Annotated in this window: 29 protein-coding genes and 1 pseudogene; 19 read left to right on the forward strand and 11 right to left on the reverse strand. The window is 69.4% G+C overall.

Annotated elements, in window-relative coordinates; genetic code table 11:
• Window positions 1-115: 115 nt before the first annotated feature.
• Entirely contained in the window at window positions 116-325 is a 210-nt protein-coding gene (locus ACLZN2_RS07765) for a hypothetical protein (protein WP_416977642.1), read from the reverse strand.
• Window positions 326-712: 387 nt separating this feature from the next.
• Here ACLZN2_RS07765 and ACLZN2_RS07770 point away from each other — a divergent pair, with 387 nt between their 5' ends.
• Entirely contained in the window at window positions 713-1,561 is an 849-nt protein-coding gene (locus ACLZN2_RS07770) for a hypothetical protein (RefSeq protein WP_416977643.1), read from the forward strand.
• Between the two features lie 16 nt (window positions 1,562-1,577).
• On the opposite strand, the gene ACLZN2_RS07775 is transcribed toward ACLZN2_RS07770, so the two are convergent.
• The 5 genes from ACLZN2_RS07775 to ACLZN2_RS07795 all read right to left on the reverse strand — a co-directional run bounded on the left by ACLZN2_RS07775 (window position 1,578) and on the right by ACLZN2_RS07795 (window position 4,443).
• Window positions 1,578-1,835 carry a hypothetical protein gene (locus tag ACLZN2_RS07775; RefSeq protein ID WP_416977644.1) on the reverse strand — a complete coding sequence of 86 codons (258 nt, stop codon included), beginning with the start codon at window positions 1,833-1,835 and terminating at the stop codon, window positions 1,578-1,580.
• A gap of 188 nt (window positions 1,836-2,023) precedes the next feature.
• Complete coding sequence (locus ACLZN2_RS07780; RefSeq protein ID WP_416977645.1) at window positions 2,024-2,314, reverse strand: hypothetical protein; 291 nt, start codon at window positions 2,312-2,314, stop codon at window positions 2,024-2,026.
• 100 nt (window positions 2,315-2,414) lie between these two features.
• Window positions 2,415-3,017 (reverse strand): phage tail protein, encoded by a 603-nt coding sequence (locus ACLZN2_RS07785; RefSeq protein WP_416977646.1) that lies wholly within the window; start codon window positions 3,015-3,017, stop codon window positions 2,415-2,417.
• A 164-nt stretch (window positions 3,018-3,181) separates the two neighbouring features.
• Window positions 3,182-3,595: a hypothetical protein gene (locus tag ACLZN2_RS07790; protein ID WP_416977647.1), complete on the reverse strand. Its 414-nt coding sequence runs from the start codon at window positions 3,593-3,595 to the stop codon at window positions 3,182-3,184.
• A gap of 350 nt (window positions 3,596-3,945) precedes the next feature.
• Window positions 3,946-4,443, reverse strand: a complete 498-nt coding sequence (locus tag ACLZN2_RS07795; protein WP_416977648.1) for a helix-turn-helix domain-containing protein — start codon at window positions 4,441-4,443, stop codon at window positions 3,946-3,948.
• A 259-nt stretch (window positions 4,444-4,702) separates the two neighbouring features.
• Here ACLZN2_RS07795 and ACLZN2_RS07800 point away from each other — a divergent pair, with 259 nt between their 5' ends.
• The 4 genes and pseudogenes from ACLZN2_RS07800 (at window position 4,703) to ACLZN2_RS07815 (ending at window position 6,969) form a co-directional block, all read left to right on the forward strand.
• Window positions 4,703-5,026 (forward strand): WhiB family transcriptional regulator, encoded by a 324-nt coding sequence (locus tag ACLZN2_RS07800; RefSeq protein ID WP_416977649.1) that lies wholly within the window; start codon window positions 4,703-4,705, stop codon window positions 5,024-5,026.
• Window positions 5,019-6,023: a hypothetical protein gene (locus tag ACLZN2_RS07805; RefSeq protein WP_416977650.1), complete on the forward strand. Its 1,005-nt coding sequence runs from the start codon at window positions 5,019-5,021 to the stop codon at window positions 6,021-6,023. The genes ACLZN2_RS07800 and ACLZN2_RS07805 overlap by 8 nt, the downstream gene beginning before the upstream one ends.
• Window positions 6,020-6,211: pseudogene (locus ACLZN2_RS07810) on the forward strand (hypothetical protein); the annotation flags it as partial. The gene ACLZN2_RS07805 and the pseudogene ACLZN2_RS07810, both read left to right, overlap by 4 nt.
• A gap of 272 nt (window positions 6,212-6,483) precedes the next feature.
• Window positions 6,484-6,969 carry a DUF1707 and DUF4190 domain-containing protein gene (locus ACLZN2_RS07815; RefSeq protein ID WP_416977697.1) on the forward strand — a complete coding sequence of 162 codons (486 nt, stop codon included), beginning with the start codon at window positions 6,484-6,486 and terminating at the stop codon, window positions 6,967-6,969.
• Window positions 6,970-7,021: 52 nt separating this feature from the next.
• Here the strand turns inward: ACLZN2_RS07815 and ACLZN2_RS07820 are convergent, their stop codons facing one another.
• Window positions 7,022-8,299: a hypothetical protein gene (locus tag ACLZN2_RS07820; RefSeq protein WP_416977651.1), complete on the reverse strand. Its 1,278-nt coding sequence runs from the start codon at window positions 8,297-8,299 to the stop codon at window positions 7,022-7,024.
• Between the two features lie 145 nt (window positions 8,300-8,444).
• Between ACLZN2_RS07820 and ACLZN2_RS07825 the strand changes: the two genes are divergently transcribed.
• The 6 genes from ACLZN2_RS07825 (at window position 8,445) to ACLZN2_RS07850 (ending at window position 15,443) form a co-directional block, all read left to right on the forward strand.
• Window positions 8,445-9,479 carry a glycosyltransferase family 2 protein gene (locus ACLZN2_RS07825; protein WP_416977698.1) on the forward strand — a complete coding sequence of 345 codons (1,035 nt, stop codon included), beginning with the start codon at window positions 8,445-8,447 and terminating at the stop codon, window positions 9,477-9,479.
• Window positions 9,480-9,732: 253 nt separating this feature from the next.
• On the forward strand, window positions 9,733-10,104 hold the full coding sequence (rpsL, locus tag ACLZN2_RS07830) for a 30S ribosomal protein S12 (RefSeq protein WP_003948652.1): 372 nt from the start codon (window positions 9,733-9,735) through the stop codon (window positions 10,102-10,104).
• 2 nt (window positions 10,105-10,106) lie between these two features.
• Complete coding sequence (gene rpsG / locus ACLZN2_RS07835; RefSeq protein WP_030788318.1) at window positions 10,107-10,577, forward strand: 30S ribosomal protein S7; 471 nt, start codon at window positions 10,107-10,109, stop codon at window positions 10,575-10,577.
• Between the two features lie 39 nt (window positions 10,578-10,616).
• Window positions 10,617-12,743, forward strand: coding sequence for an elongation factor G (gene fusA / locus ACLZN2_RS07840; RefSeq protein ID WP_416977652.1), 2,127 nt, complete (start codon window positions 10,617-10,619; stop codon window positions 12,741-12,743).
• 169 nt (window positions 12,744-12,912) lie between these two features.
• Window positions 12,913-14,106 (forward strand): elongation factor Tu, encoded by a 1,194-nt coding sequence (tuf, locus tag ACLZN2_RS07845; protein ID WP_416977653.1) that lies wholly within the window; start codon window positions 12,913-12,915, stop codon window positions 14,104-14,106.
• A 197-nt stretch (window positions 14,107-14,303) separates the two neighbouring features.
• On the forward strand, window positions 14,304-15,443 hold the full coding sequence (locus tag ACLZN2_RS07850) for an acyltransferase family protein (RefSeq protein WP_416977654.1): 1,140 nt from the start codon (window positions 14,304-14,306) through the stop codon (window positions 15,441-15,443).
• Window positions 15,444-15,693: 250 nt separating this feature from the next.
• On the opposite strand, the gene ACLZN2_RS07855 is transcribed toward ACLZN2_RS07850, so the two are convergent.
• Entirely contained in the window at window positions 15,694-16,443 is a 750-nt protein-coding gene (locus tag ACLZN2_RS07855) for a helix-turn-helix domain-containing protein (RefSeq protein ID WP_416977655.1), read from the reverse strand.
• 258 nt (window positions 16,444-16,701) lie between these two features.
• Window positions 16,702-17,160: an ATP-binding protein gene (locus tag ACLZN2_RS07860; RefSeq protein WP_416977656.1), complete on the reverse strand. Its 459-nt coding sequence runs from the start codon at window positions 17,158-17,160 to the stop codon at window positions 16,702-16,704.
• Between the two features lie 114 nt (window positions 17,161-17,274).
• Here ACLZN2_RS07860 and ACLZN2_RS07865 point away from each other — a divergent pair, with 114 nt between their 5' ends.
• Window positions 17,275-18,150 (forward strand): helix-turn-helix domain-containing protein, encoded by an 876-nt coding sequence (locus ACLZN2_RS07865; RefSeq protein ID WP_416977657.1) that lies wholly within the window; start codon window positions 17,275-17,277, stop codon window positions 18,148-18,150.
• The gene (locus tag ACLZN2_RS07870) at window positions 18,147-18,359 is read left to right on the forward strand and encodes a DUF397 domain-containing protein (protein WP_416977658.1); all 213 of its coding nucleotides are present in this window, start codon (window positions 18,147-18,149) and stop codon (window positions 18,357-18,359) included. Before ACLZN2_RS07865 ends, ACLZN2_RS07870 begins: the two co-directional genes overlap by 4 nt.
• A 44-nt stretch (window positions 18,360-18,403) precedes the next feature.
• Here ACLZN2_RS07870 and ACLZN2_RS07875 read toward each other — a convergent pair whose 3' ends face one another.
• Window positions 18,404-20,386 carry an ATP-binding protein gene (locus tag ACLZN2_RS07875; RefSeq protein WP_416977659.1) on the reverse strand — a complete coding sequence of 661 codons (1,983 nt, stop codon included), beginning with the start codon at window positions 20,384-20,386 and terminating at the stop codon, window positions 18,404-18,406.
• Window positions 20,387-20,705: 319 nt separating this feature from the next.
• Here ACLZN2_RS07875 and ACLZN2_RS07880 point away from each other — a divergent pair, with 319 nt between their 5' ends.
• Entirely contained in the window at window positions 20,706-20,882 is a 177-nt protein-coding gene (locus ACLZN2_RS07880; protein WP_416977660.1) for a hypothetical protein, read from the forward strand.
• Window positions 20,883-20,898: 16 nt separating this feature from the next.
• On the opposite strand, the gene ACLZN2_RS07885 is transcribed toward ACLZN2_RS07880, so the two are convergent.
• Window positions 20,899-22,905, reverse strand: coding sequence for a hypothetical protein (locus tag ACLZN2_RS07885; protein ID WP_416977661.1), 2,007 nt, complete (start codon window positions 22,903-22,905; stop codon window positions 20,899-20,901).
• 568 nt (window positions 22,906-23,473) lie between these two features.
• Here ACLZN2_RS07885 and rpsJ point away from each other — a divergent pair.
• The 5 genes from rpsJ to rplB are packed head-to-tail and all read left to right on the forward strand — an operon-like array spanning window position 23,474 to window position 26,403.
• A complete protein-coding gene (gene rpsJ, locus ACLZN2_RS07890) occupies window positions 23,474-23,782 on the forward strand; it encodes a 30S ribosomal protein S10 (RefSeq protein ID WP_003948644.1) in 309 nt (102 codons plus the stop codon).
• An 18-nt stretch (window positions 23,783-23,800) separates the two neighbouring features.
• A complete protein-coding gene (rplC, locus tag ACLZN2_RS07895) occupies window positions 23,801-24,445 on the forward strand; it encodes a 50S ribosomal protein L3 (protein WP_107465881.1) in 645 nt (214 codons plus the stop codon).
• 8 nt (window positions 24,446-24,453) lie between these two features.
• The gene (gene rplD / locus ACLZN2_RS07900; protein ID WP_416977662.1) at window positions 24,454-25,107 is read left to right on the forward strand and encodes a 50S ribosomal protein L4; all 654 of its coding nucleotides are present in this window, start codon (window positions 24,454-24,456) and stop codon (window positions 25,105-25,107) included.
• The gene (rplW, locus tag ACLZN2_RS07905) at window positions 25,107-25,526 is read left to right on the forward strand and encodes a 50S ribosomal protein L23 (RefSeq protein ID WP_133914848.1); all 420 of its coding nucleotides are present in this window, start codon (window positions 25,107-25,109) and stop codon (window positions 25,524-25,526) included. Before rplD ends, rplW begins: the two co-directional genes overlap by 1 nt.
• A gap of 40 nt (window positions 25,527-25,566) precedes the next feature.
• A complete protein-coding gene (rplB, locus tag ACLZN2_RS07910; RefSeq protein ID WP_030788280.1) occupies window positions 25,567-26,403 on the forward strand; it encodes a 50S ribosomal protein L2 in 837 nt (278 codons plus the stop codon).
• The last annotated feature ends 3 nt before the right edge of the window (window positions 26,404-26,406 follow it).

Genomic DNA, 26,406 nt, shown 5'->3' on the forward strand with positions numbered 1-26,406 from the left:
GTGGGACGCCGGAGGCGGCGCCGGAAGCCGACACCCTTGGAGAAGAGGCTAGGGGGTTACGGCGACGCCGGGGAGTGCCGGCCGCTTCAGCACCCGAGGAGTGGCCCGAGAGGGGTCATGGCCGACGGTGTCGTCGGGTCCGCCGCGCCTCCGTCAGTGCGTCCGACCACCCCGCCGCGTAGGCGCGTGACTCCCGGGCGAGCAGTTCTTCGTACACCCGGTCGAGCACCGCCTCGCGGTCGGGGGCCGTGGTGCGCAGGAGGTGGGAGAGGCGGGTGTAGGAGTCGATCGGCTGCTTCGGGGAGTCGCTCGTGCCAGTCGCCATGTCGGCCTGCTTTCCGGTCTGTTCGCTGGGCTGTGGTGCAGCTGACGCTCCTGGGGGTGCTCGAAGCGTCCGTTCGAACTAGTGTACGAGTTACTCTGCGGTGTCGTACCGTGTTTGGCGACAACTCTCCGTGGTTCCGTGGTCCGGACCTGCGGCGATACCGGGTGCGTCGAAAGTTGTGCAGGATTTCGTGGAGTAGGATCCGGCCGTTCTCCCGTTGGGCAGGAACTACTACGAACTGCCGTTCGTTGAAAGCGAATTGAAGGGCCGGTAGACGACGGTGGACGGCGACGGGCAGCCGTCCTCGCGCGGGGGCGCGAAGGGGCAGGGGACTAGAGCAAGGCGAACGGGGTGGACGGGGACGCGAGCAACGCGCGGAACGATCACATGATCGACTGGCTGGAACACTCTCCCGATCTGCCACACCTCATCGCCCGTGTCTCCGAGCTCGTCCTCCGACTCGGCTACGACCCGGAGGGCCTCGTGGTCCTGCCACGCGGCGAACTCGACCGCCGCGAAATGGCCGCCTACAGCGCCGGCTGGGCGGACATGGTCGCCGAACAGCTCCCCGCGATACGACGCGCCTACGAGGAGCGGATCACCGCCGCCTACCTCCAGGGCCAGGAGGACGCCCGCGCCGGCCGCCGCCCGCGCCGCGCCCGGCGTCCGGACGGCGAGTCCGGCGGCGAGGTCATCGCGCTGCCGTACGTCGAGCTGCTGCGGACGCCCTCCGAGGTGACTCGGGTGGAGGAGCGGGGGGAGCGCGAGCGGTCGGTGGCGGACGGCGGGCATCTGCCCGTACCCGCGCCCCCGCCCGCACCGGCGTCCGGCGGGACCAACGTCGTCGAATCCGCGCCCGCCGAACACGACCGCGCCGGGGACGAGTCCGATCAGCCGTCGCCGGGCAACTCCGCCGACGACAACGCGCTCTCCGCCCGTGAGGTGCGCGAGAAGCGCCCGGCGCCCTCGGACCGCCGGCAGGTGGTCCGGCGCAACGGCCGGCCCAGCGTGCCCCCGCTGATCCGGCCGGGTGCCGACACCGGGGCCGGGCGGGACAAGGAACGCAGGGCCGATACGGCGGAACAGCCGTCGGAGGAGCCCGCGGACCCGCCCGGGACCCGGGCCGAGGAGCGGCCCCGGCTCTCGGACAAGGCCCGTGCCCTTGCCGACGAGTTGGAGGGCCGGGCGAACAGCCGCCGCCGGGACGACCAGCCGGGGGCACCGGGGTCCCGGTGAGGCGGCACCCATCGGGTCAGCCGAAGAACCGGGCCAGCTGGACCGCGGAGGGCGCCGAGCCGCCGCCCGGCTCCTCAGGACCGAGCCGAGCAGACCGCGCGTCGTCCTCGTCCGCCCCGTCCTCCGTCTCGTCGTCCACGTCCGCCGTGTCACCCGGACGCGGCACCGGGACCGGAGGCTCCGGCTGGTCGCCCTCCTCCGAGTTGACGCACGCGAACATCCAGTTCGCCGCCGCCAGATGGTCCACCGCGGCGGCCAGCAGATGGTCCGTCACCGACCAGTCGGCGGCCTCGCCGTGCAGGTCGCGGTTGAGCGCACTGTCGCGCGGCAGGTGTTTGACCAGTACCGCGAGCCGCCGCGCCGAGAGGCGGTCGCGGTGCCAGTCGAGCAGATCGATGCCGTAGTAGCGGAGCAGGTCCGCTTCGAGGGCCTCGGCGTGTTCGTCGACGAACCCGACGAGGCTCAGCCTTCCCCCAGGCCGAGCCCGGTCTCCTTGCCGTAGGCCTCCAGGATGGCGGCGATGTCCTGCATGGTCACCTCGTGCCGCTCGAAGCGGGCGAACTGCTGCTCGCCCATGAGCAGCCCGAGCAGCCCGTCCACGTCGTTGTCGTCGAGCCCCCGCAGCGCCTTCGCGGTGGCGCGGGTCAGCTCCGTGGGCAGGGTGAAGCTCTCGCCGTCGAGCTCGAACGACCAGGTACGGCCGAGGGCTTCGAGGCGCTGGGCGCGGGCGGCGTTGACGTCGAAACGGGCCATGGTGATGCGTACTCCTTGGGTCCGTGAAGCCTGGGTGGTGAAGAGAGGGATGGAGCCCGGGGTGGGGTGGGCAGTGGGGTGCTCACCCCACCCCGGCGGGTCAGGACGCGGCGTACGCGGCGTCCTTCATCACGAAGCTGGCCAGCGCCGAACCGTCGGCCGACGCCATCGCCGTGAAGGTGATGCCGAGCTGGGCCGGAGACTTGCGGGCCAGCTTGATGTCGTCCGCCGCCGTGACCTGGCCGCGCGGGATGCCGAAGCGGTAGGTCACGGTGGAGCCGTCGCTGGCACGGACGTCGGTGAACTCCAGGCCGAGGGCGCGCACATCGGCGTACGGGCGGTCGGCGATGTCGTACTTGTAGACGCCCGTCGAGCCGGTCACCGCGTCGACCTGGCCGCCGCCCATGAAGAACGGCAGCGTGTCCTCGTTGAACTGCAGCAGCGAGAACTTCAGGGTCAGGTCGCGGTCCGAGTACACGAAGTGCACCGGGCTGACGGCCTGCCACACGTCGACCGGCTCCAGCTTGTCCTTCTTGCTGAAGGTGACGCCCTCGCCGTTGGTGAAGCCGAGGTTCTTCCAGCCGGTGGCCCAGTCGGTGGACGGGTCGGTGGAGAAGGTCGTCGGAACGTCGGTGTCGGCGGTGGCGACGTAGAGCCGGCCGACTCCGGCGATGCGGATCTCGGAGGAGTTGGTGCCTGCCATGGATGAGTCTCCTTAAAAAAAAGGGGGTGTGGTGGTGTTGCCGGTTGCCGTCGCCCGGCGGTGGTGCGTGGTCCGGGTACGGCGAAGGCCCCGCCGGTTCGCGATGCGAGGGGGCGGGGCCTTCGGTCTGTGGGCGACCCGAATCCGGGCCGCGTGAGGACGTGTCAGTAGACGTCCAGGAACACCTTGAGCACGATCACGTAGCGGTTGGCCGCGCGGTAGAGGTAGTCGGGCAGCCAGCGCGGGCCGTCCTGCTCCTCCACCTCGGTGATGAGGTTGGTGCCGTAGGTGTTGCCGGCCGCGGCCATCAGGGCGCGGCGGGCGGAGTTGGCCAGGACGTGCGCGGCCTGCTTGGTCGGGCCGTACACCTCCAGCTCGATCAGCGGCTGGTCGACGTGGAGTTCGCCGACCCAGGCGCCGCCGCGCCGGTTGACGAGCACGGCGGCGGTCGTGCCGTCGAAGTTCTCTGGCGGCTCGACGGTCACGAGCGCCGTGGAGAGCGCCGAGTCGGCCTCCAGGATGTCGACGACCAGGGCCTCGACGTCGGGGAAGGCGCTCGGTGGAGTGGGTGTGGTCATGCCGGGTCACCTCGCCGGAAGCGGGAAGATCAGGAAGCGGGATGAGCAGGAAGAAGGAGAAGGCCGCCGGGCGGGCGCCGCGCGGGGTGGCGGGGGGCGGCGGGGGAGGCGGCACGGCGCCTCGGCCCGGCGTACGGCGAGGGTGCGACCCCGGCTGCGAGGTGCGGGCACAGCTCCGCCGCTGCACCAACTGTGACAGACGAACGTGCGCGCACGCAACTAAAATGGCGAGAGGGTTGCGCCGGGCGGCGGCGGAGGAGCGAAAGTGCGAGGTGGGGGCGGTGGTGTGGAGGGGATCGGCGCGGTGTCGCCCACGAGGTGCACCCGTCGGCCCACGGGTGCCCGTGTCGTCAGTCGGTGCCGGGGGACGCCGCCGTCGCGGCCTCCACCAGTACCCGCCCGCCTTCCTTGCGGTCCTGTTCTACGGAGATCTCCGACCCGTTCGGCAGGAACTGTTCCACCACCCTGACGAACATCTCCCGCCGGTCGGCGGGGACGCCGAGGAGCTCGGCGACCTCCTCGAGGGTGGGTCGGCGGCCGATCTCGGTGCCGGGGGTGGGGGTGGCCGGATGGTCGTGCGGGTCGGCCAGTTCCTCCGCCGTCAGGCGGCCCGAGCGGATGAGCATGTCGCGGACCGGCACGCCGAGCACGCGGGCGAGTCGGCGCGTGGTTTCGAGGTCCGGCATGCTCTGCCGCTGCAACAGGCGGGTGACGGCGGCGCGGTGGACGCCCGCCTCGTCCGCGATCCGTGACTTTCCGCCGCCGCGTGGGCTGTCGATGTCGTAGCCGCGCTCGCGCATGAGGTCTTCGACCCATGCGGCGAACGCGTCCAGATCCTGGGTGGTCATCTCTTCTCGCTTTCTCCGGGGGTGGGCAAGAGTTTAGCTTGCTTGCGCGCACGGAATTACGTGCTCTCGTGCAAGCAATGAGGAAAGCTCGAGCTTTTCGTGGAGATTTGCGGGGCCCGAGAGAGGGGGGTGCCCGCTCTGGTGGTGCAGGAGTGGCAGGGCGAGCGAATCGGGAATCTCGTTGCGAGCGCGCACGCAACCTGTACTCTGAAGAGCGTTCACTTCGTACGGCTCGTTCACGAACCGACAGGGGGGTCCCATGTCCGTGCCCGCAACCAGTTCCTGTCCACCACCGGATCCCGTCGGCTGGCAGGCCGAGGCCGCCTGTGCCGGACTCCCGCCCCGGGTCGTCTTCTCCAAGAAACCCAAGGACGCCGCCCCCGCACTGCGGGCCTGCGCGGTCTGCCCCGTACGGCGTGCCTGCGAGGAGACGGTGGCGCCGGCGGAGAACTGGTTCGACGGCGTCTGCGGCGGTCGGCTCTGGCGCTCCGGCCGCCCGGTCTCCGTACCGGCCCACCTCCTGCCGTCGGCCCTCGCCGCGGTCGTGGCCCACCTCCCGAGCCGGGGAGGCGCCCGTGCCTGACCACCGCCCCACCGCTCCGCTCACCAGCCCCACCACCCCGCCCCACACCGGCCCCACGACACCAGCACCCCGCCTCGCACAGGCTGCGACCGGCGGCCGCCCCACGACACCGGCCTCAACCCGCGCCCGCGCCGCGGAGCCGGCCTCAACCCGCGCCCGCGCCGCGGAGCCGGCCGCGACCCACAGCCGCTCCCCGGAGCCGGCCGCGACCCACAGCCGCTCCCCGGAGCCGCCTCGGGGCAACCGCCGCTCCCCGGAGCCGCCCCCGGCCCACCACCGCCCCACCCCGGCACCGCCGGCAGGTGCCCGCCCCGCCCCGGCACCCCCGGCCGGCGTCCGCCCCACCCCCCTCGAATCCCGCCCCGTCGCCCAGGCCGCCCTCTGGATCGCCACCCTGCTCCAGCAGTTCCCGGAGTTGGCCGCGGAGTTGGTGCCGGGGCGGGCCACGCCCGCCGCCCGTCCCTCCGCTCCGCCCCCCGCCGCTCTCGCCGAGCGGTTGCGCGAGGAGCGTGAGGACGCGCTGCAGCTTCAGCAGCGGCACGGGCTCGTCGCCCCCGGACACAGTGCCGCCCCGCTGCGGCTGCACATCTCCGACACCATCCGGGACATCACGGACGGCGTGGTCGAGCTGGAGGAGGCCGTACGGGACCGGCTCGGGCTGCCCCGCGCGCGCCGCGCCCCCGTGCCCGACCGGCTGCGCCGGATCGCCGCGCTGCTCGACGGAGTCGCCGCCGACCCCGTACTCGCCGCGCACGTCCGCGACGAGACCCGCCGGATGGCCCGGCGCTGCGCCCGTGCGCTGGGGGACGCCGAGACGGTCGTACGGATCTCCGGCCGCTGCCCCTGGTGCGACTCGGTCTCCCTGCGCGCCTTCCCCGACCGCCACGCCGTCCTGTGCGTCAACCCGGCCTGCCGCTGCGCCGACCCCGACTGCGGCTGCCACGACGACCCGGCCTACCGGCACACCTGGGACGAGGGGGAGTGGAGGCGGGCATGAGCGGCAAGGGGAACATCCCGGAGAAGCCGACCCTCATCCCCGGCCCCCTCGCCGCCCAGGAGGTCGGTGTCGCCCCCGCCACCATCCGCAAGTGGGTCCAGCTCGGCCGGCTCAGACCGGCCGGCAAGGCGGGGCGGGCCCAGCTCTTCCGCCTGGAGGACGTCTTCGCGGCCGAGCGCGCGGCGCGCGGGCCGGACCGCGACCCGGACCGCGACCCGAACCGCGACCCGAACCGCGACCCGGACCGCGACCCGGACCGCGACCCGGACCGCGACCCGAACCGCGACCCGAACCGCGACCCGGACCGTCACCCGAACCGTGACCCGCGCTGACCGGGGGAACCGTGGGCGGCCCGGGCGCGTTGAGGGATGATGGAGGCAATTCAGCCGTCCGGGGGGAGGTGCCCGTGTCGTATCCGTCGCCATGGCAGCCGCAGGGACAGGTGCCGAACGGCGCTTCGATGCTCGCGTCGCACGCCGACCGCGAGCGTGCGGTGGACGTGCTCAGGGCGGGCTTCGGTGAAGGCCGTCTGCAGCAGGACGAGTTCGAGAAGCGGGTGCAGCGCGCCTACCAGGCCCGCACCGTCGGCGAGCTGCAACTCGTCATCTCCGACCTCCCGCAGGGGCCGATGGCCGTCCCGTCGGCCCTCGCCGCGCCGACCGCCTTCGGCCCGCCCGTCCCGCGGACGTTCCTGCCCGCCCCGCCGCCGCCCACCAACGGCAAGGCGGTCGGTTCCATGGTCTGCGGTGTCCTCACCACCATGACCGCGGGGCTCACCGGCATCCCCGCGGTGATCCTCGGCCACAAGGCCCGCGCCGAGATGCGCCGCACCGGCGAGGGCGGCGAGGGGTTCGCCCTGGCCGGCCTCATCCTGGGCTGGCTGTCGGTGGCGGGCTGGGCGTTCTTCCTGATGATCCTCATGCTGGCGGCGGTCTCGTCCCCCTGACGGCGACCCCCTTACGGCAACCCCCTGACGGCGACCGCCCCCGGGGCGCGTCCTACGGGATGCCCAGCTCGAAGATGACGTAGTGCGCGTACCAGCCGGACGCGATCGACGCCGTCGTGAAGAACACCGCCAGGCTCGGCCACTTCAGCCGGCTCAGCGCCGCGGCCGGGGCCAGCAGCAGCGGGAACACGGGCAGCAGATACCTGCCCGTGTTGCCGAACATCTGCTGCGTCCCCAGCACGGTCACGATCGACGCCAGCGCGTACGCCACCAGCACCAGCGGCGGCTTCTTCCGCAGCATCAGCGCGATGAGGAACGGCAGCGCCAGCACGATCTGGACACACAGCAGATCGGGCACCGAGAACGCGAACAGGTAGTTGTTGTGGCCGACCGCCGTGTTGCCGAGCACGTCCAGCGTGTACTTGCCGAAGTCGAAGTAGTGCGCCCACCCCTCGCGCTGGAGCGTGAAGTAGGCGGTCAGATCGCCCATGCTCAGCCCGACCCAGGCGACATAGGTGAGCAGCCCGAGCGGCGCGGCGACCATCGCGTACACCGGACCGGCGATCCCCTGCTCACGCCTGCTCTCCCGCCGGGCGAGCGTCACGATCGCGGCGAGGCCCACGGCCCCTATGAGCGCGGCGGACGTCGGCCGGTTCAGCCCGGCGAGGAAGGCCAGCAGCCCGGCCGCCACCCACCGCTTCCTCATCACGCAGTAGCAGCACCATGCGGCGATCGCGACGAACACCGACTCCGAGTAGACCGCCCACTCCACGCCCGCGCCCGGCACCACGGCCCACAGTCCGGCCGCGATCGTGCCCGCCCGCACCCCAGCGAGCGCCGCGACGACCGCGTAGATCCCGGCCGCGGCCACGAAGGACGCCACGACGGACACCAGGATCGCGGAACCGTACAGACCGAGGCCCGTGCCCTCGGAGACCCCCCTGATCAGGCCGGGGTAGAGGGGGAAGAACGCCACCGAGTTCTGCTGCACGGTGAACAGCCCGCCCGGCGCCAGCGGCTCCAGCGGCCGCGGATCATACCCCTTCTCGGCGACCTGGAGGTACCACCAGCCGTCCCAGGTGGCCAGCACGTCCCACCAGTGGGCGCCGCCGCCGAAGCGCGGGTCCTTCTTCCGGTAGTCGTCGGCCCACTCCAGCAGCCACGCGAAGACGGTCAGCCCGACCAGCTTCGTCACGCCGTACAGGAGCAGCGGCAAGAGGTACGGTCGTAGACCGTCCGGCAGCGACAGCCGGCGGCCCCGTGCGGGCCGCTCCCGTCCCTCTTCCGGTATGGCCGACTCGGTCGCCGCGTCGCTGCGCGCCGTGCTCATGACTGGGGTCCCCCTAGGACAGGCCCTGGCGATCACCGTACGGGCCGGGTCGGAGCCGTTGTCCGGACGATCGTGAAACGTGGTCATAAGATCGCACCAGAGTCGCACATGTGCGCCACAGGTTAGGGGAGGGCGCGTGGCGGAGATGCCGAATGCCGTGACGGGCGCGACCGTTCTGTCGGTCGTCATACCCATGTACAACGAGGAAGAGGTCCTCCCGGCGCTGGTCAGCAGAGTGCGCCCGGTCCTCGCCGGTCTCGGCACGCCGTACGAGGTCGTCGCCGTCGACGACGGGTCCACCGACCGCACCGCCGAACTCCTCGCCGCCTTCCGCCTCGGCTGGCCCGAACTGCGGATCATCGGCCTGCGCCGCAACTCCGGCCACCAGGCCGCCCTCACCGCCGGCCTGGACCGCGCCGTCGGCGCCTACGTCGTCAGCATCGACGCCGACCTCCAGGACCCGCCCGAGAAGATCCCCGAGATGCTCGCCCTCGCGCGGGGCGAAGGGCTCGACATCGTCTACGGCATCCGCGCCGACCGCGCCAGCGACACCGGCTTCAAGCGCTGGACGGCGGGGCTCTACTACCGGCTGGTGCGACGGCTCGCCGGGCCGGCCGTGCCCTCCCAGGCCGGTGACTTCCGGCTGCTCAGCCGGGCCGCCGTGGACGCCCTCAAGGCACTGCCCGACCAGCAGCGCGTCTACCGGCTCCTGGTGCCCTGGCTCGGCTTCCCCAGTGGACAGGTGACGTACGAGCGCGCCCCGCGCCCGGCCGGGCAGAGCAAGTACCCGCTGGGGCGGATGATCCGGCTCGCCGTCGACAGCGTCACCGGGTTCTCGGCGGCCCCGCTGCGCATCGCCACCTGGCTCGGCGGCTTCGCCTTCCTGGTGTGCCTCGGGCTGATGGCGTACACCCTGAGCGCCCACTTCCTCGACCACACGGTCCCCGGCTGGACCTCCCTGTTCACCGGGGTGCTGTTCATCGGCGCGGTCCAGCTGATCTGCGTCGGGCTGCTCGGCGAGTACGTGGGCCGCATCTATACGGCCGTCCAGAACCGCCCGACGTATTTCGTCGGCCACGACACGGCGACCCACGACACGGCAGCCCGGGAGGCGGCGACCCAGGACACGAAGGGCGCGGAAACTCCCGTACCACACCAGCGGTCGGGTTCGAGAACGTAACCGTCGTGTGTCGGGCGCACGGCTTCTGTTTTGACCGGAGTGATTGCGCTGGGTACGCTCAGACCTTGTGCCTGGGGTGTGCCCTGGCCCTCGTGCGTGCCATCACACCGCACCGGGGCCGCGAGCGGCCGCCGTAATCCGAGCTTTCCGCTGCCTCGCGGCGGAAGTCCGCAGGATTCGACACACCCGACCGCGTGGGTCGGAGAAGTTCCAGGTTAGCTGTACCCATCGGCACACAGAAACCGGAGAAGTAGTGCCTACGATCCAGCAGCTGGTCCGCAAGGGCCGGCAGGACAAGGTCGAGAAGAACAAGACGCCCGCACTCGAGGGTTCCCCTCAGCGTCGTGGCGTCTGCACGCGTGTGTTCACGACCACCCCGAAGAAGCCGAACTCGGCCCTGCGTAAGGTCGCGCGTGTGCGTCTGACCAGCGGGATCGAGGTCACCGCTTACATTCCGGGTGAGGGACACAACCTGCAGGAGCACTCCATCGTGCTCGTGCGCGGCGGCCGTGTGAAGGACCTGCCGGGTGTTCGCTACAAGATCATCCGCGGTTCCCTCGACACCCAGGGTGTCAAGAACCGCAAGCAGGCCCGCAGCCGCTACGGCGCCAAGAAGGAGAAGTAAGAATGCCTCGTAAGGGCCCCGCCCCGAAGCGCCCGGTCATCATCGACCCGGTTTACGGCTCCCCTCTGGTGACCTCCCTGATCAACAAGGTGCTGCTGAACGGCAAGCGCTCGACTGCCGAGCGCATCGTCTACGGCGCCATGGAGGGCCTGCGCGAGAAGACCGGCAACGACCCGGTCATCACGCTCAAGCGCGCTCTCGAGAACATCAAGCCGACCATCGAGGTCAAGTCCCGCCGTGTCGGTGGCGCGACCTACCAGGTCCCGGTCGAGGTCAAGCCCGGCCGCGCCAGCACGCTCGCGCTGCGCTGGCTCGTCGGTTACTCCCGCGCCCGTCGCGAGAAGACCATGACCGAGCGCCTGCTCAACGAGCTTCTCGACGCGTCCAACGGCCTCGGCGCCGCTGTGAAGAAGCGCGAGGACACGCACAAGATGGCCGAGTCCAACAAGGCCTTCGCGCACTACCGCTGGTAGTCGCAGTCCACATCGAGACCGAGAGAAGACTGAAGCCTTATGGCTACCACTTCGCTTGACCTGGCCAAGGTGCGCAACATCGGCATCATGGCCCACATCGACGCGGGCAAGACGACCACCACCGAGCGGATCCTGTTCTACACCGGCGTTTCGTACAAGATCGGTGAGGTCCACGACGGCGCTGCCACGATGGACTGGATGGAGCAGGAGCAGGAGCGTGGCATCACGATCACCTCTGCTGCCACCACCTGCCACTGGCCGCTGGAAGACGTCGACCACACCATCAACATCATCGACACGCCGGGCCACGTCGACTTCACCGTCGAGGTGGAGCGTTCCCTGCGCGTGCTCGACGGTGCCGTGACGGTGTTCGACGGCGTCGCCGGCGTCGAGCCCCAGTCCGAGACCGTGTGGCGTCAGGCGGACCGCTACGGCGTTCCGCGCATCTGCTTCGTCAACAAGCTCGACCGCACCGGTGCCGAGTTCCACCGCTGCGTCGACATGATCATCGACCGCCTGGGCGCGCAGCCGATCGTCATGCAGCTGCCGATCGGTGCCGAGGCCGACTTCAAGGGCGTCGTGGACCTGGTCCGCATGAAGGCGCTCGTGTGGTCCGCCGAGGCGACCAAGGGCGAGATGTACGACGTCGTCGACATCCCGGACACCCACACCGAGGCGGCCGAGGAGTGGCGCGGCAAGCTGCTCGAGGCCGTCGCGGAGAACGACGAGGAGCTCATGGAGCTGTACCTCGAGGGCACCGAGCCCACCGAGGAGCAGCTCTACGCGGCGATCCGTCGGATCACCATCGCCTCCGGCAAGGGCGGCGGCACCACCGTCACCCCCGTGTTCTGCGGCACCGCCTTCAAGAACAAGGGTGTTCAGCCCCTGCTCGACGCGGTCGTGCGCTACCTGCCGTCGCCGGTCGACATCGAGGCCATCGAGGGCCACGACGTCAAGGACCCGGAGACGGTCGTCAAGCGCCGTCCGTCCGACGACGAGCCGCTGTCGGCGCTGGCGTTCAAGATCATGAGCGACCCGCACCTCGGCAAGCTCACCTTCGTGCGTGTCTACTCCGGCCGCCTCGAGTCCGGCTCCGCCGTGCTCAACTCGGTCAAGGGCCGCAAGGAGCGCATCGGCAAGATCTACCGTATGCACGCCAACAAGCGTGAGGAGATCGAGTCGGTGGGCGCCGGCGACATCGTCGCCGTCATGGGCCTGAAGCAGACCACCACCGGTGAGACGCTCTGCGACGACAAGAACCCGGTCATCCTGGAGTCCATGGACTTCCCGGCGCCGGTCATCCAGGTCGCCATCGAGCCCAAGTCGAAGGGCGACCAGGAGAAGCTGGGCATCGCGATCCAGCGTCTCGCCGAGGAGGACCCGTCCTTCCAGGTCCACTCCGACGAGGAGACCGGCCAGACCATCATCGGCGGCATGGGCGAACTGCACCTCGAGGTGCTGGTCGACCGTATGCGCCGTGAGTTCAAGGTCGAGGCCAACGTCGGCAAGCCGCAGGTCGCGTACCGCGAGACGATCCGCAAGGCCGTCGAGAAGGTCGAGTACACCCACAAGAAGCAGACGGGTGGTACCGGCCAGTTCGCCCGCGTCATCATCGGCATCGAGCCGATCGAGGGCGGCGACACGTCGTACGAGTTCGTCAACAAGGTCACCGGTGGCCGTGTGCCGAAGGAGTACATCCCCTCGGTCGACGCCGGTGCGCAGGAGGCCATGCAGTTCGGCATCCTCGCCGGTTACGAGATGACCGGTGTCCGCGTGACGCTCATCGACGGCGCCTACCACGAGGTCGACTCCTCCGAGCTCGCCTTCAAGATCGCCGGTTCGCAGGCCTTCAAGGAGGCCGCGCGCAAGGCCAGCCCCGTGCTGCTCGAGCCGATGATGGCCGTCGAGGTCACCACGCCCGAGGACTACATGGGTGAGGTCATCGGCGACATCAACTCCCGCCGTGGTCAGATCCAGGCCATGGAGGAGCGTGCGGGTGCCCGCGTCGTGAAGGGCCTCGTGCCCCTGTCGGAGATGTTCGGCTACGTCGGCGACCTCCGCAGCAAGACGTCGGGTCGCGCAAGCTACTCGATGCAGTTCGACTCCTACGCCGAGGTTCCGCGGAACGTCGCCGAGGAGATCATCGCGAAGGCCAAGGGCGAGTAACGCACCGCGTTTAACGCACCGCGTGCACACGCTTTAGGCTTGACCTCGGAGCCTCACGGGTCGTACCTCCGCATTCGTGGCGGAATGACCCGGGGCCCGGGACTTAACAGCAAAGATCACCTGGCGCCGACGATCCAAGGCGTACAGCACACTCCACAGGAGGACCCCAGTGGCGAAGGCGAAGTTCGAGCGGACTAAGCCGCACGTCAACATCGGCACCATCGGTCACATCGACCACGGTAAGACGACCCTCACGGCCGCCATTACCAAGGTGCTGCACGACGCGTACCCGGACCTGAACGAGGCGACCGCGTTCGACAACATCGACAAGGCGCCCGAGGAGCGTCAGCGCGGTATCACCATCTCCATCGCGCACGTCGAGTACCAGACGGAGACCCGTCACTACGCGCACGTCGACTGCCCGGGTCACGCGGACTACATCAAGAACATGATCACCGGTGCCGCGCAGATGGACGGCGCGATCCTCGTGGTCGCCGCCACCGACGGCCCGATGCCGCAGACCAAGGAGCACGTGCTCCTGGCCCGCCAGGTCGGCGTGCCGTACATCGTGGTCGCCCTGAACAAGGCCGACATGGTGGACGACGAGGAGATCCTGGAGCTCGTCGAGCTCGAGGTCCGTGAGCTCCTCTCCGAGTACGAGTTCCCGGGCGACGACCTGCCGGTCGTCCGCGTCTCCGCGCTGAAGGCGCTGGAGGGCGAGGCCGAGTGGACCGAGTCCGTCCTCAACCTGATGAAGGCTGTCGACGAGTCGATCCCGCAGCCCGAGCGTGACGTCGACAAGCCGTTCCTCATGCCGATCGAGGACGTCTTCACGATCACCGGTCGTGGTACGGTCGTCACCGGCCGTATCGAGCGTGGTGTCCTGAAGGTCAACGAGACCGTCGACATCATCGGCATCAAGACCGAGAAGACCACCACCACGGTCACCGGTATCGAGATGTTCCGCAAGCTGCTCGACGAGGGCCAGGCCGGTGAGAACGTCGGTCTGCTGCTCCGTGGCATCAAGCGCGAGGACGTCGAGCGCGGCCAGGTCATCATCAAGCCGGGCTCGGTCACCCCGCACACCGAGTTCCAGGCCCAGGCCTACATCCTGTCGAAGGACGAGGGTGGCCGCCACACCCCGTTCTTCAACAACTACCGTCCGCAGTTCTACTTCCGTACGACGGACGTGACCGGCGTCGTGACCCTCCCCGAGGGCACCGAGATGGTCATGCCGGGTGACAACACCGAGATGAAGGTGGAGCTCATCCAGCCCGTCGCCATGGAAGAGGGCCTGAAGTTCGCCATCCGTGAGGGTGGCCGGACGGTCGGCGCCGGCCAGGTCACCAAGATCACGAAGTGATCTTGCGCCTGACTGGTGGCACAGCCTGAGCTGAGCTCCTGAAGGGGCCCGTACGACTCCGGTCGTACGGGCCCTTTCGCGTGGGGCGCCTGCTTTTCGGTGCGGGGAGTCGTACGGATGTGCGGTGGGTGAACCATGGGCGAACGTTGCCCTGTGTTGCCCATGAGATACCTGTGCCGGGCCTAGCCTGACGGACGATGCCTGGCCTCCCTCTCATACGCACCGCACAGCCGCTCCCCACGCCCCTCGTGGTGCAGCCACCCCCCAGCCGCGCGCGGCGCCCCCGCCTCTACGCCCTCGACGGCATCCGGCTCCTCGCCGCGCTCATGGTCGCGGTCCACCACTACGCCGGCACCCGCCGCGTGAACCAGCCGGGCAACCTGATCTGGGACCGCCCGACGTCGGACATCATGCCGACGGTCTTCCGCTTCGCCGCCTACGGCTGGATCGGCGTCGAGATCTTCTTCGTGATCAGCGGCTTCGTGATCTGCATGTCGTGCTGGGGACGGACGCCGCGCCAGTTCTTCGTGTCGCGGGTCATCCGGCTCTACCCCGCCTACTGGTTCGCGGCGCTGTTCACTACGGGTGTGCTGGTGGCGCTGCCGGGGGTGTGGGAGCGGCTGCGGCTGCGGGACGTCCTGCTGAACCTGACGATGCTTCAGTCGGGTTCGGGCGTGCAGAACGTGGACGGCGTCTACTGGACCCTGTGGTCGGAACTGCGCTTCTACCTGCTGTTCCTGGTCGTGGTGTGGATGGGCCTGACCTATCGCCGGGTGGTGCTGTTCTGCTGCGTGTGGGGCGCGGCGGCCATGCTCGCCCCGGTCGCGAAACTGCCCCTGCTGGAGCTGGTCGCCGACCCGGAGGCCTCCTGGTACTTCATCGCCGGCCTCGCCCTGTACCTCATGCACCGCTTCGGCCAGGACCTGCTCCTGTGGGGCATCCTCGCGATGGCCTGGCTGATGGGCCAGAAGGAGCTGGGCCAGCGGATCGACGAGGTCGAGCATGTGGGGAGCTGGCGGGGCGCGGTGGTCATCTTCACCGTGTTCCTGCTGGTCATGGTCGCCGTGGCACTCGGCTTCACGGACCGGATCCGGTGGCGGTGGCTGGTGACGGCAGGGAGCCTCACCTATCCGCTCTACCTGACGCACTACGCGGCGGGCACGGCCGTGATCAACCGCCTGCGGGACGCCATGGACCCACGGCTGCTGGTGGCGTCGGTGCTGGCCGGGTTCCTGCTGTTGAGCTGGCTGGTGCACCGGCTGGTGGAGCGGCCGGTGGCGGGGGCGGTGAAGCGGGGGCTGGACGCGGCGTTCACGCGGCTGCGGAACGCGGGGTAGGGCGGAGGCCTCGCGGAGGGCATCAGGCTGCCGTGCTGGTGTCCAGGCTCGCGTCGCGGCATTCACGGCAGTAGGAGCCGGGGGTGGGTGTTCGGATCGCGCGCTCGCAGCCCTCGCAGTTGTAGAAGGGGCGAGGGGGCGACGGTGGTGGGGGCGTGCGGCTGTCGCCGGACCGGGGTGCGGGAGGTGCCGGGGGCGGCAGGTGCTCGGTGAGGCGGTAGGCGATCAGGGACGCCGGATGGCGGGGGTTCTACGGGAGGTTCGACGTCAGGGCGTGGCGTACGGCCTCGGTATGTGCGCCGCGTTCGAGCCAGGCGGCTACGGCGGGGGCGAGGCGGCGGACGTCGCGTTCGGAGAGGAGGAGGCGGTGGTCGTGGTGGTGGAGTGCGGCGAGGAGGGTGGTGGCGATGCGGTGGCGGTCCAGGTCGGGGGTTTCGGGCTCGGGGAGTGGGGGTTTGGCGGTGGTGGTGCCACGTGTGGGGTCGGGGCCGGGCTTGGCTTCGGTGTCGGGGGCACTCTCCGTTTCGGGTTGGGGTTGGGGTTCGGGTTCGGCAGGTTGTGGCGGGGGTGTGTCCTGAGGGGGCTGCGGGGGAGCGGCAGGTGGTTGGGGCGAGCGGTCGGGGATCGGCTCGGGGCGGGCCGTCTCGCTGGTCAGAGGCTGGTTGTACGAGACCGTGTGAGTGACGATCCGGCCGCTGGGGAGGCGTACGCGGGCGCGGGTCAGGTAGCCGTGGGTCTCCAGTTCGCGCAGGGCGGCGGCGATACGGGTCTCGCCCTCGGAAAAGCGGTCGGTGAGGGTCTTGATGTCGACGCGGGCGCCGGAGGGCAGCGACTGGATATGGCAGGCCAGGCCGATCGCGGTGAGGGAGAGCCGGCGGTGCTGGGTGAGGTGGTTGCCGACGATCGTGAAGCGGGTCGTGTGCTTGATGTTGACGTGGGTGACACCGCGCGGATTCGGCGGCTGGGCGCAGGCGGGCGCGCTAAGGTTCTGGGTATCCACAGGGAAGCCCTTTACTTCCTCGGTGGTCAGGCCCTCGCACTGGGATTGCCGTCCCGGCGGGGGCCGTCGCATGTCTGCTGTTGTGGTCGCGGCGAGCATATGCCAGCGAACCGGGCCGAAATCCAGGAGAGTTGAGGATCGCCACTCTTCCGGGTGACGGAGATCCCCGGGGTCGAGGGGAGGTGGGGTGGGTTGGTTGGTTGGTACTCATCCCAGGTCATGGAAAAGCTTTGATCACGCGCCGGGCCGGGACGTCCGTCACCGGGGCGGGACGGAGCGCGATCCGGTGGGGCCGGTCCTCACCTCCGCCCAGACGGTCTTGAGTGGGGCGGGACCCTCGGCCACTCCCCAACGGTCGGCGAGGGCGTCCACGAGGACCAGGCCACGGCCCGATTCGTTGTCGGGGGCGGTGCGTTGGGCGCTGGGTAGGCGATCCCCTCGGGTGTCGGTGACCTCGATACGGAGGGTGTCGCCCACGACGTAGAGCTTGAGTCGGAAGTCCCGGCCGGGAACGCGGCCGTGGGAGATGGCGTTGGCCGCCAACTCGGCCACGATGTGCTCCACGCGGTCCAGGGGGAAGAGGCCCAAGGGACGGAGGTGCTCCGTCGCGAGCAGACGGGCGAGGCGGGCTCCGCGGGGCGTGGGGGACAACAGGACGCTGAAGTGGGGTGTGCTGCCGTCCCGTTGGGTTCGCGGCTCGGTGATTTCCTGATTCACGTCACTCAGCGTGGCGGGATGCGCTTACCGTGAACAGTGACGGCTCCGATACGTACGGTGACTGTCCGTCGGTTGTCCGGGGGAGTCCGGGCCTGTCGGGAAGGGTGCGCGCAGATGACGGTTGACGGGGAGGCCGGGCAGCTCAGGGACGAGACGAGTGAGCCCGGGTGGGAGGTGGATCCGGACGACGAGTGGGGGCTCGCTGTCGTCGGCACGGTGGGGCGGCAGTTGAAGCTGCGGCGGGAGGCGGCGGGGATGCGGGCCGGCGAGTTCGGCAAGGCCCTCGGGTACGGCGAGGACATGGTGTACAAGATCGAGAGTGGAAAGCGCATCCCCCGGCCCGAGTACCTGGACAAGGCCGACAAGGTGTTGGGGGCGGGTGGGCTGCTCTCGGCCATGAAGGTGGACGTGGAGAAGGTCCGGTATCCGAAGAAGGTGCGGGATCTGGCGGACATGGAGGCCAAGGCGGTCGAGATCGGGGTGTACGAGTCCAACATCATTGCTGGGCTGTTGCAGACGCCGGGACATGCCAGGGCCGCAATTGAGGCGGCACAGCCTCCGTACTCGAAGGATGATGTGGAGCGGATGGTGGCTGCTCGTGTGGCCCGGCAGTCCATCTTTGAACGTGACCCTGGTCCCTCTCTCGGCTTCGTGCTGGAAGAGGCGCCGTTGCGGCGCCCTCTCGGAGGCACAATGGTGTGGCGACAGCAGCTCGAACGCCTGTTGGAGGTAGGCCAGTTGCGGAATGTCATGCTTCAGGTGATGCCGACGCACCGCGAGGTCCATTCCGGCCTCGACGGCAGGATCGAGCTGCTGAAGTTCGCGGACGGTACGGCAGTTGCCCGCTCCGACGGTGCGTTCAATGGCCGCCCTATCTCCGACCTGAGGCAACTGCGCATCCTTGAGCTGCGGTATGGCACGATCCGCGCGCAGGCTCTCCCTCCAGGGGAGTCGCTGGCCTTCATCGATAAACTCCTGGGAGAGACATGATCCGCAAGGCCTCGGCCGGGCACGCCTCAGAATTGGCCTGGTTCAAGAGCAGCTACAGCGGCGGCAACGATGGCGAGTCTTGCGTCGAGATCGCGCTAGCGCCCCGCACGGTCCACGTCCGCGACTCCAAGTACCGCGACACCAGCCCCCGCCTCGCGCTGGCGCCGCAGGTCTGGGCGGACTTCGTGACGTACGCCTCGGGGAACTGACTCCCCGGTCACCGGCACCTCACGCGAGGTCGGAGCCTCGGACCTCACGGTGCGACGGCAGCGCCTGTGCTTCGCGGGGCGGGAATCGTCCCATCGGCGACGAGCTCACCCACCGCGTCGGCATGCTCGCGCACCAGGTAGTCCATGGCGTGCTGGGCCGAGGACTGGTACTCCAGCTGTTCGCCGTAGAAGCGCAGCCGCTCCTGGCAGTCCTCGATGATCTCACCCCAGGTCTTGACCCAGATCCGGAACCGTGGCTGGGAGAGGGCGCATCCGGGCATACGGTCGTGTTGGTGGGCGAGCTGGCGCAGCCCTTCGTCCATGCTGTTGCCGACCAGCCAGAAATCCCAGGTCACGGCCGTATCCCGGAATCTGTCGGCCGTCACGACAGCCTGGGCGTAGCTGTTGACCTGGCCGAACTCGGTCATGGTCAGGACCGTGCTCGGCCTCTTCAGCTCGACAACGAGGTGGTGCCGCTCGCCCTTTCCGCGCCGTGCCGCCTGGGAGAGCGTGAGGTCTACGCGGCCACGGCGGCCGTCCTCCATCAGCACCGTTTGGGCCGGTACGAGATCCTCGCGGCCGAGGAGTCGGCAGTGCTGCCGCAGAACCTCGTCCAGGCTGCGGTCGCTGGCGTGCAGACCGTACTCCTCGCCGAAGACCCAGCACTCCTTCTCCAGGATGCGGTGCAGTTCGCCGTGCTCCTTGACGCGCTGCTTGGCGCCGCCGTCGAAGACCAGATGTTCGAGGGCTGCCAGGAAGTCCAACCGGCCAGTGGCCGTCGCGGAAGCCTTGACCAGGGCGGACAGCGGAGTGCGGTCGAGCAGGCGGGCCAGTTCCTCCTGCTCCTGCTTCGAGAGCGTGAACAGTTCCTCGGCGATCCGCAGGACGTCTCCCGGTTCGTGTGCCAGGACGGACCTCAGGAGCGCGAAGGTGGTCTTGCGGGCGTGTGTGTACCTGGGCAGGTGGCGGACGACGGTCGTGGCGACGGCATCGAACGTCTCTCGCTCGGCCCGCTCCCGCTCGTCGGAGGGCTCTCCGGCGTACGGGTAGATGCCCTCCCTTTGCCACTCGCCGACCTGTTCCCGCCGACGCTCGTCCACTCGTGACCGGAAGTGACTCCTCAGATGTTCACGTGCCACCGCGACGACTTCGGCCGGGACGCCGCTGGGCGCCCACTCGGCGAAGGTGAGTTCATCCGCGTCGAGTTCGTCGAAACCAGGCCACTGGAGATGCGCCGTGAACTCGAATCCTGGGGCCTGAATGCCGGGCTTCAACTGGACCCGTGACATTCCCTCTCCGTCACAGAGGAAAAGCGCACGGGTGACAGGTTTTCGCCACTCGATGACCTTGAGCTGGGCCGGCCCGCTGTCCCGCTCTCCCTCCACGGGCAGCGCGTAGTTGCGAACGTGCAGCTGCTCTGAGGACGGGTCCAGTGCGCGGCCGTCGTACTCGATGCAGACGTCGGGATACTTCTCCAAGTACGTGGCGAAGGCCGCGGTCAGCGATGATCTGGTGCGCTCCTCCGCCAGTACGTCCAGTTGCACACTGCCGAACGCCTCGAAGAGGGTGCCTGCCGGAGCCGTGGTGGACTCCGGATCGCCGATGTCGAACTCGTCCATGGAGTGGCGGTCGGATTCGATCACCAGTCGCTGCCGCCCGGTGATCCCCTCGCTGACACTGGTCCAGCGCACCTGAACGCCGAGTGCGAAGGCGCGCACCCGACCGCGTCCGTTCTTGCCGTGCAGCGCACGCTTCTTGAGGGGCGTTCCCTGGGCGCACTTCTTCCAGGAGGCTCCGATGGGACGGAAGTACTCCTCGCACTGTTCGGCGGACATACCGCTGCCGTCGTCCTCGATACGGACTCGCTCGACCCCTCCCAGGTCGTTGCGCTCCAATTCGACGACGACACGGCCGGCGTCGGCGTCGAGCGCGTTCCAGACCAGCTCCTCGACGGCGCCGACGGGGTCCCGTAGCCGGGCCAGCTCGGCGATGTGCTCGCGGCTGGTCTCCAGCCGTACCTTTCCCATGACGGGGCCCTTCTGCTGCGCGTCTCCCGGATCGGGGAGGCCAGTCTGCCTTCCCCTGCCGCCTGACGTGCGGCAAGGCTGCGAAATCACCCGAGCGTGATCACGTGGCCGGACAGTCCGGCGATCTTCGTATCCGCACCCCCATGGAAGGTGTGAATGAGATCAGGCAGACGGATCCTCGCGGGGGCCACGCTCGCGGGGACGCTGGGGCTCTCGGCGCTCAGCGCGCCGGCGGCCCAGGCGGCTGACACCGGCATCACCGTGCCAGAGCCAGGAACACGTCGACTCCAACCGCGAGGCCACCACGTGGAAGGTTGCGGTGTCTCTTCGCCTGTTCAAGGCCAGTGGCGCTCTCAAGGCCGAGGAGTACGAGACGAGGTCCCTGACCGTCCCGCTCAGGAGGGTGGCGAAGCTCACCGTCGCCGACAAGAAGGTCACCTCCAGCAGCACCGGCGCCCTCAGGACCACGATCACCGCCTCCGCCGACGTGCGCTGACGGGCCCCAGCACCGTTCACACGGGAGTCGGTGTCTGCTCCGAGCGCGGGGCGGGGACGGCCGGCTCGGGGGCGACCGGGCGGCGGGCATCGTGTGCCGTGAGCGCCGCCCGTACCCGCCGCAGCACGGCGGCCCGCCCTGTGCCCAGTTCGGGAGCCTGCCCCCTGGGGGCGTCCGCGAGGGCGCCCTCGATGGCGAGGCGCGTCCTCTCCGAGGAGCGGCGGTAGCGGACGCCCGAGACGTTGGCGCGGTTGCTCACCCGCATCAGCGTGGTGTCCTCACCCAGGTGCTGGACATGCTCCACCTTCGAGAAGAGCCATTCGCGCCGGTTCCTGCCGCAGAACAGCACGCGCTGCGCGGTGATCACCAGTGTTCCGGAATCGCGTACGGCGACGCCCTGGCCGGTGGCGTCGGGCTGTACCAGGTCCGCATCGGTCACCCACCACACCGACTCGTCCCGCTTGCGCTTGCCCCACTCGGCGAGCCAGCGGTCGGAGGAGGCATCCTCTTCCCCCAACTCCGCGGCGAACTCGGCGAGTTCGACAAGCCTCGCCCGCTCCTGCTCCCAGTCGCGCAGCAGGCGTTCGTACGCCGCCGTCGCCTGAGCGGCCCGGCGCGCCTCGCGGGCCGGACGGCTGCGGCGGTGGATGTAGGCGACTCCTACGAGGAGCAGGATTACGAGGACGACCTTCAGCAGCAGCGTGAGCCACTCGCCGACCGTCCGCTCGTCGTCCACGGCGATGGTGAGCCGGCGGGTGGTGGTGTTGCCGTAGGCGTCCTCGGCGATGACCGTGACCGTGTAGCTGCCCGGGGCCAGGGCCCGGGTCACGGAGGCCCGCTTTCCGGTCGAGGTGAAGGCCTTGCGGGCGGCGGCCGAGCCGTAGGCCACCTTCACGTCGGCGTCCGCCTCGGCGGTCACGGCCAGGGTCAACTCGCCGTGGGACGCGCGGTCGCCGTCGGAGACGACCTTCAGCGCAGGGGCGACCGTGTCGACGGTCAGTTTCCTGCCCGTGCCGCGGCCGGTGCGCCTGTAGGTGTCGGTGACGGTGGCGACCGGTGCCGGGTAGTGTCCGTCCGCCATCCGCAGGTCCACCGTGGCCCGGCCCTCGCTGTCCGCGGTGAAGTCGTGGTCCGACCCGTCACCCGTCGCGAGCGTGCCCTTGGCGTGCGGCGGGGCGGTGATCGTGAACCGTACGTCGGCGGAGCCGCGCTTCCGTTCGGCGCTGACCCGGGGGACGAGGTAGTCGAGGTCCACATGGAGTTTCCGCTCGGCCCGGCCGATGTTGCCCGCCTCGTCCGTCACCGCCAGCCGGACCGTGTAGTCGCCGTTCGGGAGCGTGAGCGCCGCGTCCGGGAGCCCGCCGTCCGTGACCGTGCCGCTGAACTTCTCCTCGCGGCCGGAGACGGTCAGCTCGTACGCCGCTCCGTCCTCCGAGGTGAACGCCACCACCGAACTCGCGGTCGCCGCGTCGGCGTCACCCACGGTGAAGCCGCTGATAGCAGGGGCCTCGGCGTCCACGTCGAGCGTGAATGCGTCGACAGCGTCACTGGTGTTGTCGGCGGCGTCGGTGGCCGTGACGGTGTAGGTGTGCGAGCCGCTGTCGGCGGTGAAGGCGACGGTTTGGGCGCTGCCGGTCGCCGTGGCCTTCGCCACGACGTCGCCGGGATCGCCATACGAGTCGGTCTCGGCGACCTCGATGCGGGAGCCCTGCTCCGCGGTGACGGTCAGGGTGACCTTGCCGCCCCGGCCGGTGTGCGGACGTACGACCTTCGGCCTACGCGGTGCGGTGATGTCGACGGACTCGGACGCCGACGAACCGCTGTCGCCCGTTCCGCCGCAGTAGGTGTCGTAGCCGAGATCGCCGCAGACGTACGAATTCGAGTCCGACGGGCACGAATGCCAGCGGTGGCACCCGTTCCGGTGCGCCTGGGCCGGCACCGGCGCCAGGGAGAGCAGCAGTACTGCCGTACCGGCGACCACGGCGGCGCGTGCCGTCCGTCTGCGGGACCCGCGAAGTGGCAATGGCGATGTCATTGATTGATCCAGCCCCCACGAACCGGGCCGGGCGCAGGCCCGGCCCCAACCCCGAGCGCATCCCCATGCGCTCCCTGTGCCGAGAGTGGCACAACGTGCGACGTAAGGGGAGTGTAAGGACATGATCACCGGGGCGGTCATAGGGGTGTGTTTGACCTCTGTCACGTCCGGGGTATTCTCTCCGGCTCGATTGGCGGAGGTGCTGTCCCGTATGGCAGACTAGCGGGGTTGCTCGGTCGAGTGTTGATGCTGTGCGCCTCCCGCCGGGAGGACCGGAAGCGAGTCCCACAGTACTCGTCGCCCTAACTGCCTCACGGCAGCGCTGGGGCGGACGTACGGGAATCTTTCGGGAAGCGCGGTGCGGCAGCGGCCAGGCGCCCGGTGGGCATTCCGCCCTCGGCCTGCGGTACCGGAAGGGCCGTGTGCATTCCCGTAGGGATGTTCGAACAAGGGACATCTTTGTCAGCGGGAGCGCGACACGCCCGACCGCGTGGGTCGGAGGAAAGGGAAGCCGAAGGGCTCCGGAGCGAAGAAGACAAAGGACTACTGAGTAGCCATGGCGGGACAGAAGATCCGCATCCGGCTCAAGGCCTACGACCACGAGGTCATCGACTCCTCGGCGAAGAAGATCGTCGAGACGGTGACCCGCACTGGTGCGTCGGTCGCGGGCCCGGTGCCGCTGCCCACTGAGAAGAACGTGTACTGCGTCATCAAGTCGCCGCACAAGTACAAGGACTCGCGCGAGCACTTCGAGATGCGCACGCACAAGCGCCTGATCGACATCCTCGACCCGACGCCCAAGACCGTTGACTCTCTGATGCGACTCGACCTCCCGGCCGGTGTCGACATCGAGATCAAGCTCTGAGGGCCGGTGATCTGAGAGATGGCTAAGCAGATCAAGGGCATCCTGGGCGAGAAGCTCGGCATGACGCAGGTGTGGGACGAGAACAACCGTGTTGTTCCGGTCACCGTCGTCAAGGCCGGCCCCAACGTCGTCACCCAGGTCCGCACGAACGACGCCGACGGCTACGAGTCGGTCCAGATCGCCTTCGGCGAGATCGACCCGCGCAAGGTGAACAAGCCCCTCAAGGGCCACTTCGCCAAGGCCGACGTCACCCCCCGTCGCCACCTCGTCGAGATCCGCACCGCGGACGCCTCCGAGTACACGCTGGGCCAGGAGATCACCGCCGAGGTGTTCGAGGCCGGCGTGAAGGTCGACGTGACCGGCAAGAGCAAGGGCAAGGGCTTCGCCGGTGTCATGAAGCGCCACAACTTCCGTGGCCTCGGCGCCGGACACGGCACCCAGCGCAAGCACCGCTCCCCCGGTTCCATCGGCGGCTGCGCCACCCCGGGTCGTGTGTTCAAGGGCCTCCGCATGGCGGGTCGTATGGGCAACGAGCGGGTCACCACCCAGAACCTGACCGTCCACGCCGTTGACGCGGAGAAGGGTCTGCTGCTCATCAAGGGCGCTGTCCCCGGTCCGAACGGCGGCCTCGTCCTGGTCCGCACCGCGGCCAAGGGGGCCTGAGGTAACCGATGAGCACTGTTGACATCCTTTCGCCTGCCGGCGAGAAGACCGGTAGCGTCGAACTCCCCGCGGAGATCTTCGGCGTGGAGAAGGTCAGCATCCCGCTGATCCACCAGGTCGTCGTCGCGCAGAACGCGGCTGCCCGCCAGGGCACGCACAAGACCAAGACCCGCGGTGAAGTCCGTGGTGGCGGTAAGAAGCCTTACCGGCAGAAGGGCACCGGCCGCGCCCGTCAGGGCTCGACCCGCGCGCCGCAGTTCGCCGGCGGTGGCGTCGTCCACGGCCCGCAGCCGCGCGACTACTCGCAGCGGACCCCCAAGAAGATGAAGGCTGCCGCCCTGCGTCACGCCCTCACCGACCGGGCCCGCCACAACCGCATCCACGTCGTCACCGGCGTGGTCGACGGCGACATCTCCACCAAGGCCGCGAAGACGCTGTTCGGCAAGATCAGCGAGCGCAAGAACCTGCTGCTCGTCGCCGAGCGCAGCGACGAGGCCGCGTGGCTGTCCGCCCGCAACCTGCCCCAGGTGCACATCCTGGAGCCGGGCCAGCTGAACACGTACGACGTGATCGTCTCGGACGACGTGGTCTTCACCCAGGCCGCTCTCGAGTCCTTCGTCGCCGGCCCGAAGGCCAACGACACCGAAGGGACTGAGGTCTGATGGCCACCCGTCACCCCTCCATCGCCTCGAAGGCCGCCAAGGCCGCGAAGGCCGCGCGCGTCGCCAAGGCGAAGCGCCACGCCACCGAGGGCAAGAACACCGTCGTCACCGCGCCCAGCAAGGCGTACACGGACCCCCGTGACGTGCTGCTGAAGCCGGTCGTGTCGGAGAAGAGCTACGCGCTCCTCGACGAGAACAAGTACACGTTCATCGTCGACCCGAACGCCAACAAGACCCAGATCAAGCAGGCCGTCCAGGCGGTCTTCTCGGTCAAGGTCACCGGGGTCAACACGATCAACCGCCAGGGCAAGCGCAAGCGGACCCGCACCGGCTTCGGCCAGCGCGCCGCCACCAAGCGCGCGATCGTGACCCTCGCCGAGGGCGACCGTATCGACATCTTCGGCGGTCCGACCGCCTGAGGGCGGTCCGGATCGTCCGATATCGGACGAGGACTGAGAAATGGGAATCCGCAAGTACAAGCCGACTACGCCGGGCCGTCGTGGTTCCAGCGTCGCCGACTTCGTCGAGGTCACGCGGTCCACGCCGGAGAAGTCGTTGGTCCGCCCCCTGCACAGCAAGGGTGGCCGTAACAACTCCGGTCGTGTGACCGTCCGCCACCAGGGTGGTGGCCACAAGCGCGCCTACCGCGTGATCGACTTCCGTCGTCACGACAAGGACGGCGTGCCGGCGAAGGTCGCGCACATCGAGTACGACCCCAACCGCACCGCGCGCATCGCGCTGCTGCACTACGCCGACGGCGAGAAGCGCTACATCCTCGCCCCGCGCAACCTGCAGCAGGGTGACCGCGTCGAGAACGGTCCCGGGGCCGACATCAAGCCGGGCAACAACCTGGCCCTCCGCAACATCCCGGTCGGTACCACGATCCACGCGATCGAGCTCCGTCCCGGTGGCGGTGCCAAGTTCGCCCGCTCCGCCGGTGCCTCCGTGCAGCTGCTCGCGAAGGAGGGCTCGATGGCCCACCTCCGCATGCCTTCCGGTGAGATCCGCCTGGTCGACCAGCGCTGCCGCGCCACGGTCGGCGAGGTCGGCAACGCCGAGCAGAGCAACATCAACTGGGGCAAGGCCGGCCGCAAGCGCTGGCTGGGCGTTCGCCCGACCGTCCGTGGTGTCGCGATGAACCCGGTCGACCACCCGCACGGTGGTGGTGAGGGCAAGACCTCCGGTGGTCGCCACCCGGTCTCCCCGTGGGGTCAGAAGGAGGGTCGTACTCGTTCGCCGAAGAAGGCTTCGAACAAGTACATCGTCCGCCGCCGCAAGACGAACAAGAAGCGCTAGGAG

It is taken from the genome of Streptomyces sp. T028, assembly GCF_048159505.1.
Taxonomy (GTDB): Bacteria; Actinomycetota; Actinomycetes; order Streptomycetales; family Streptomycetaceae; genus Streptomyces.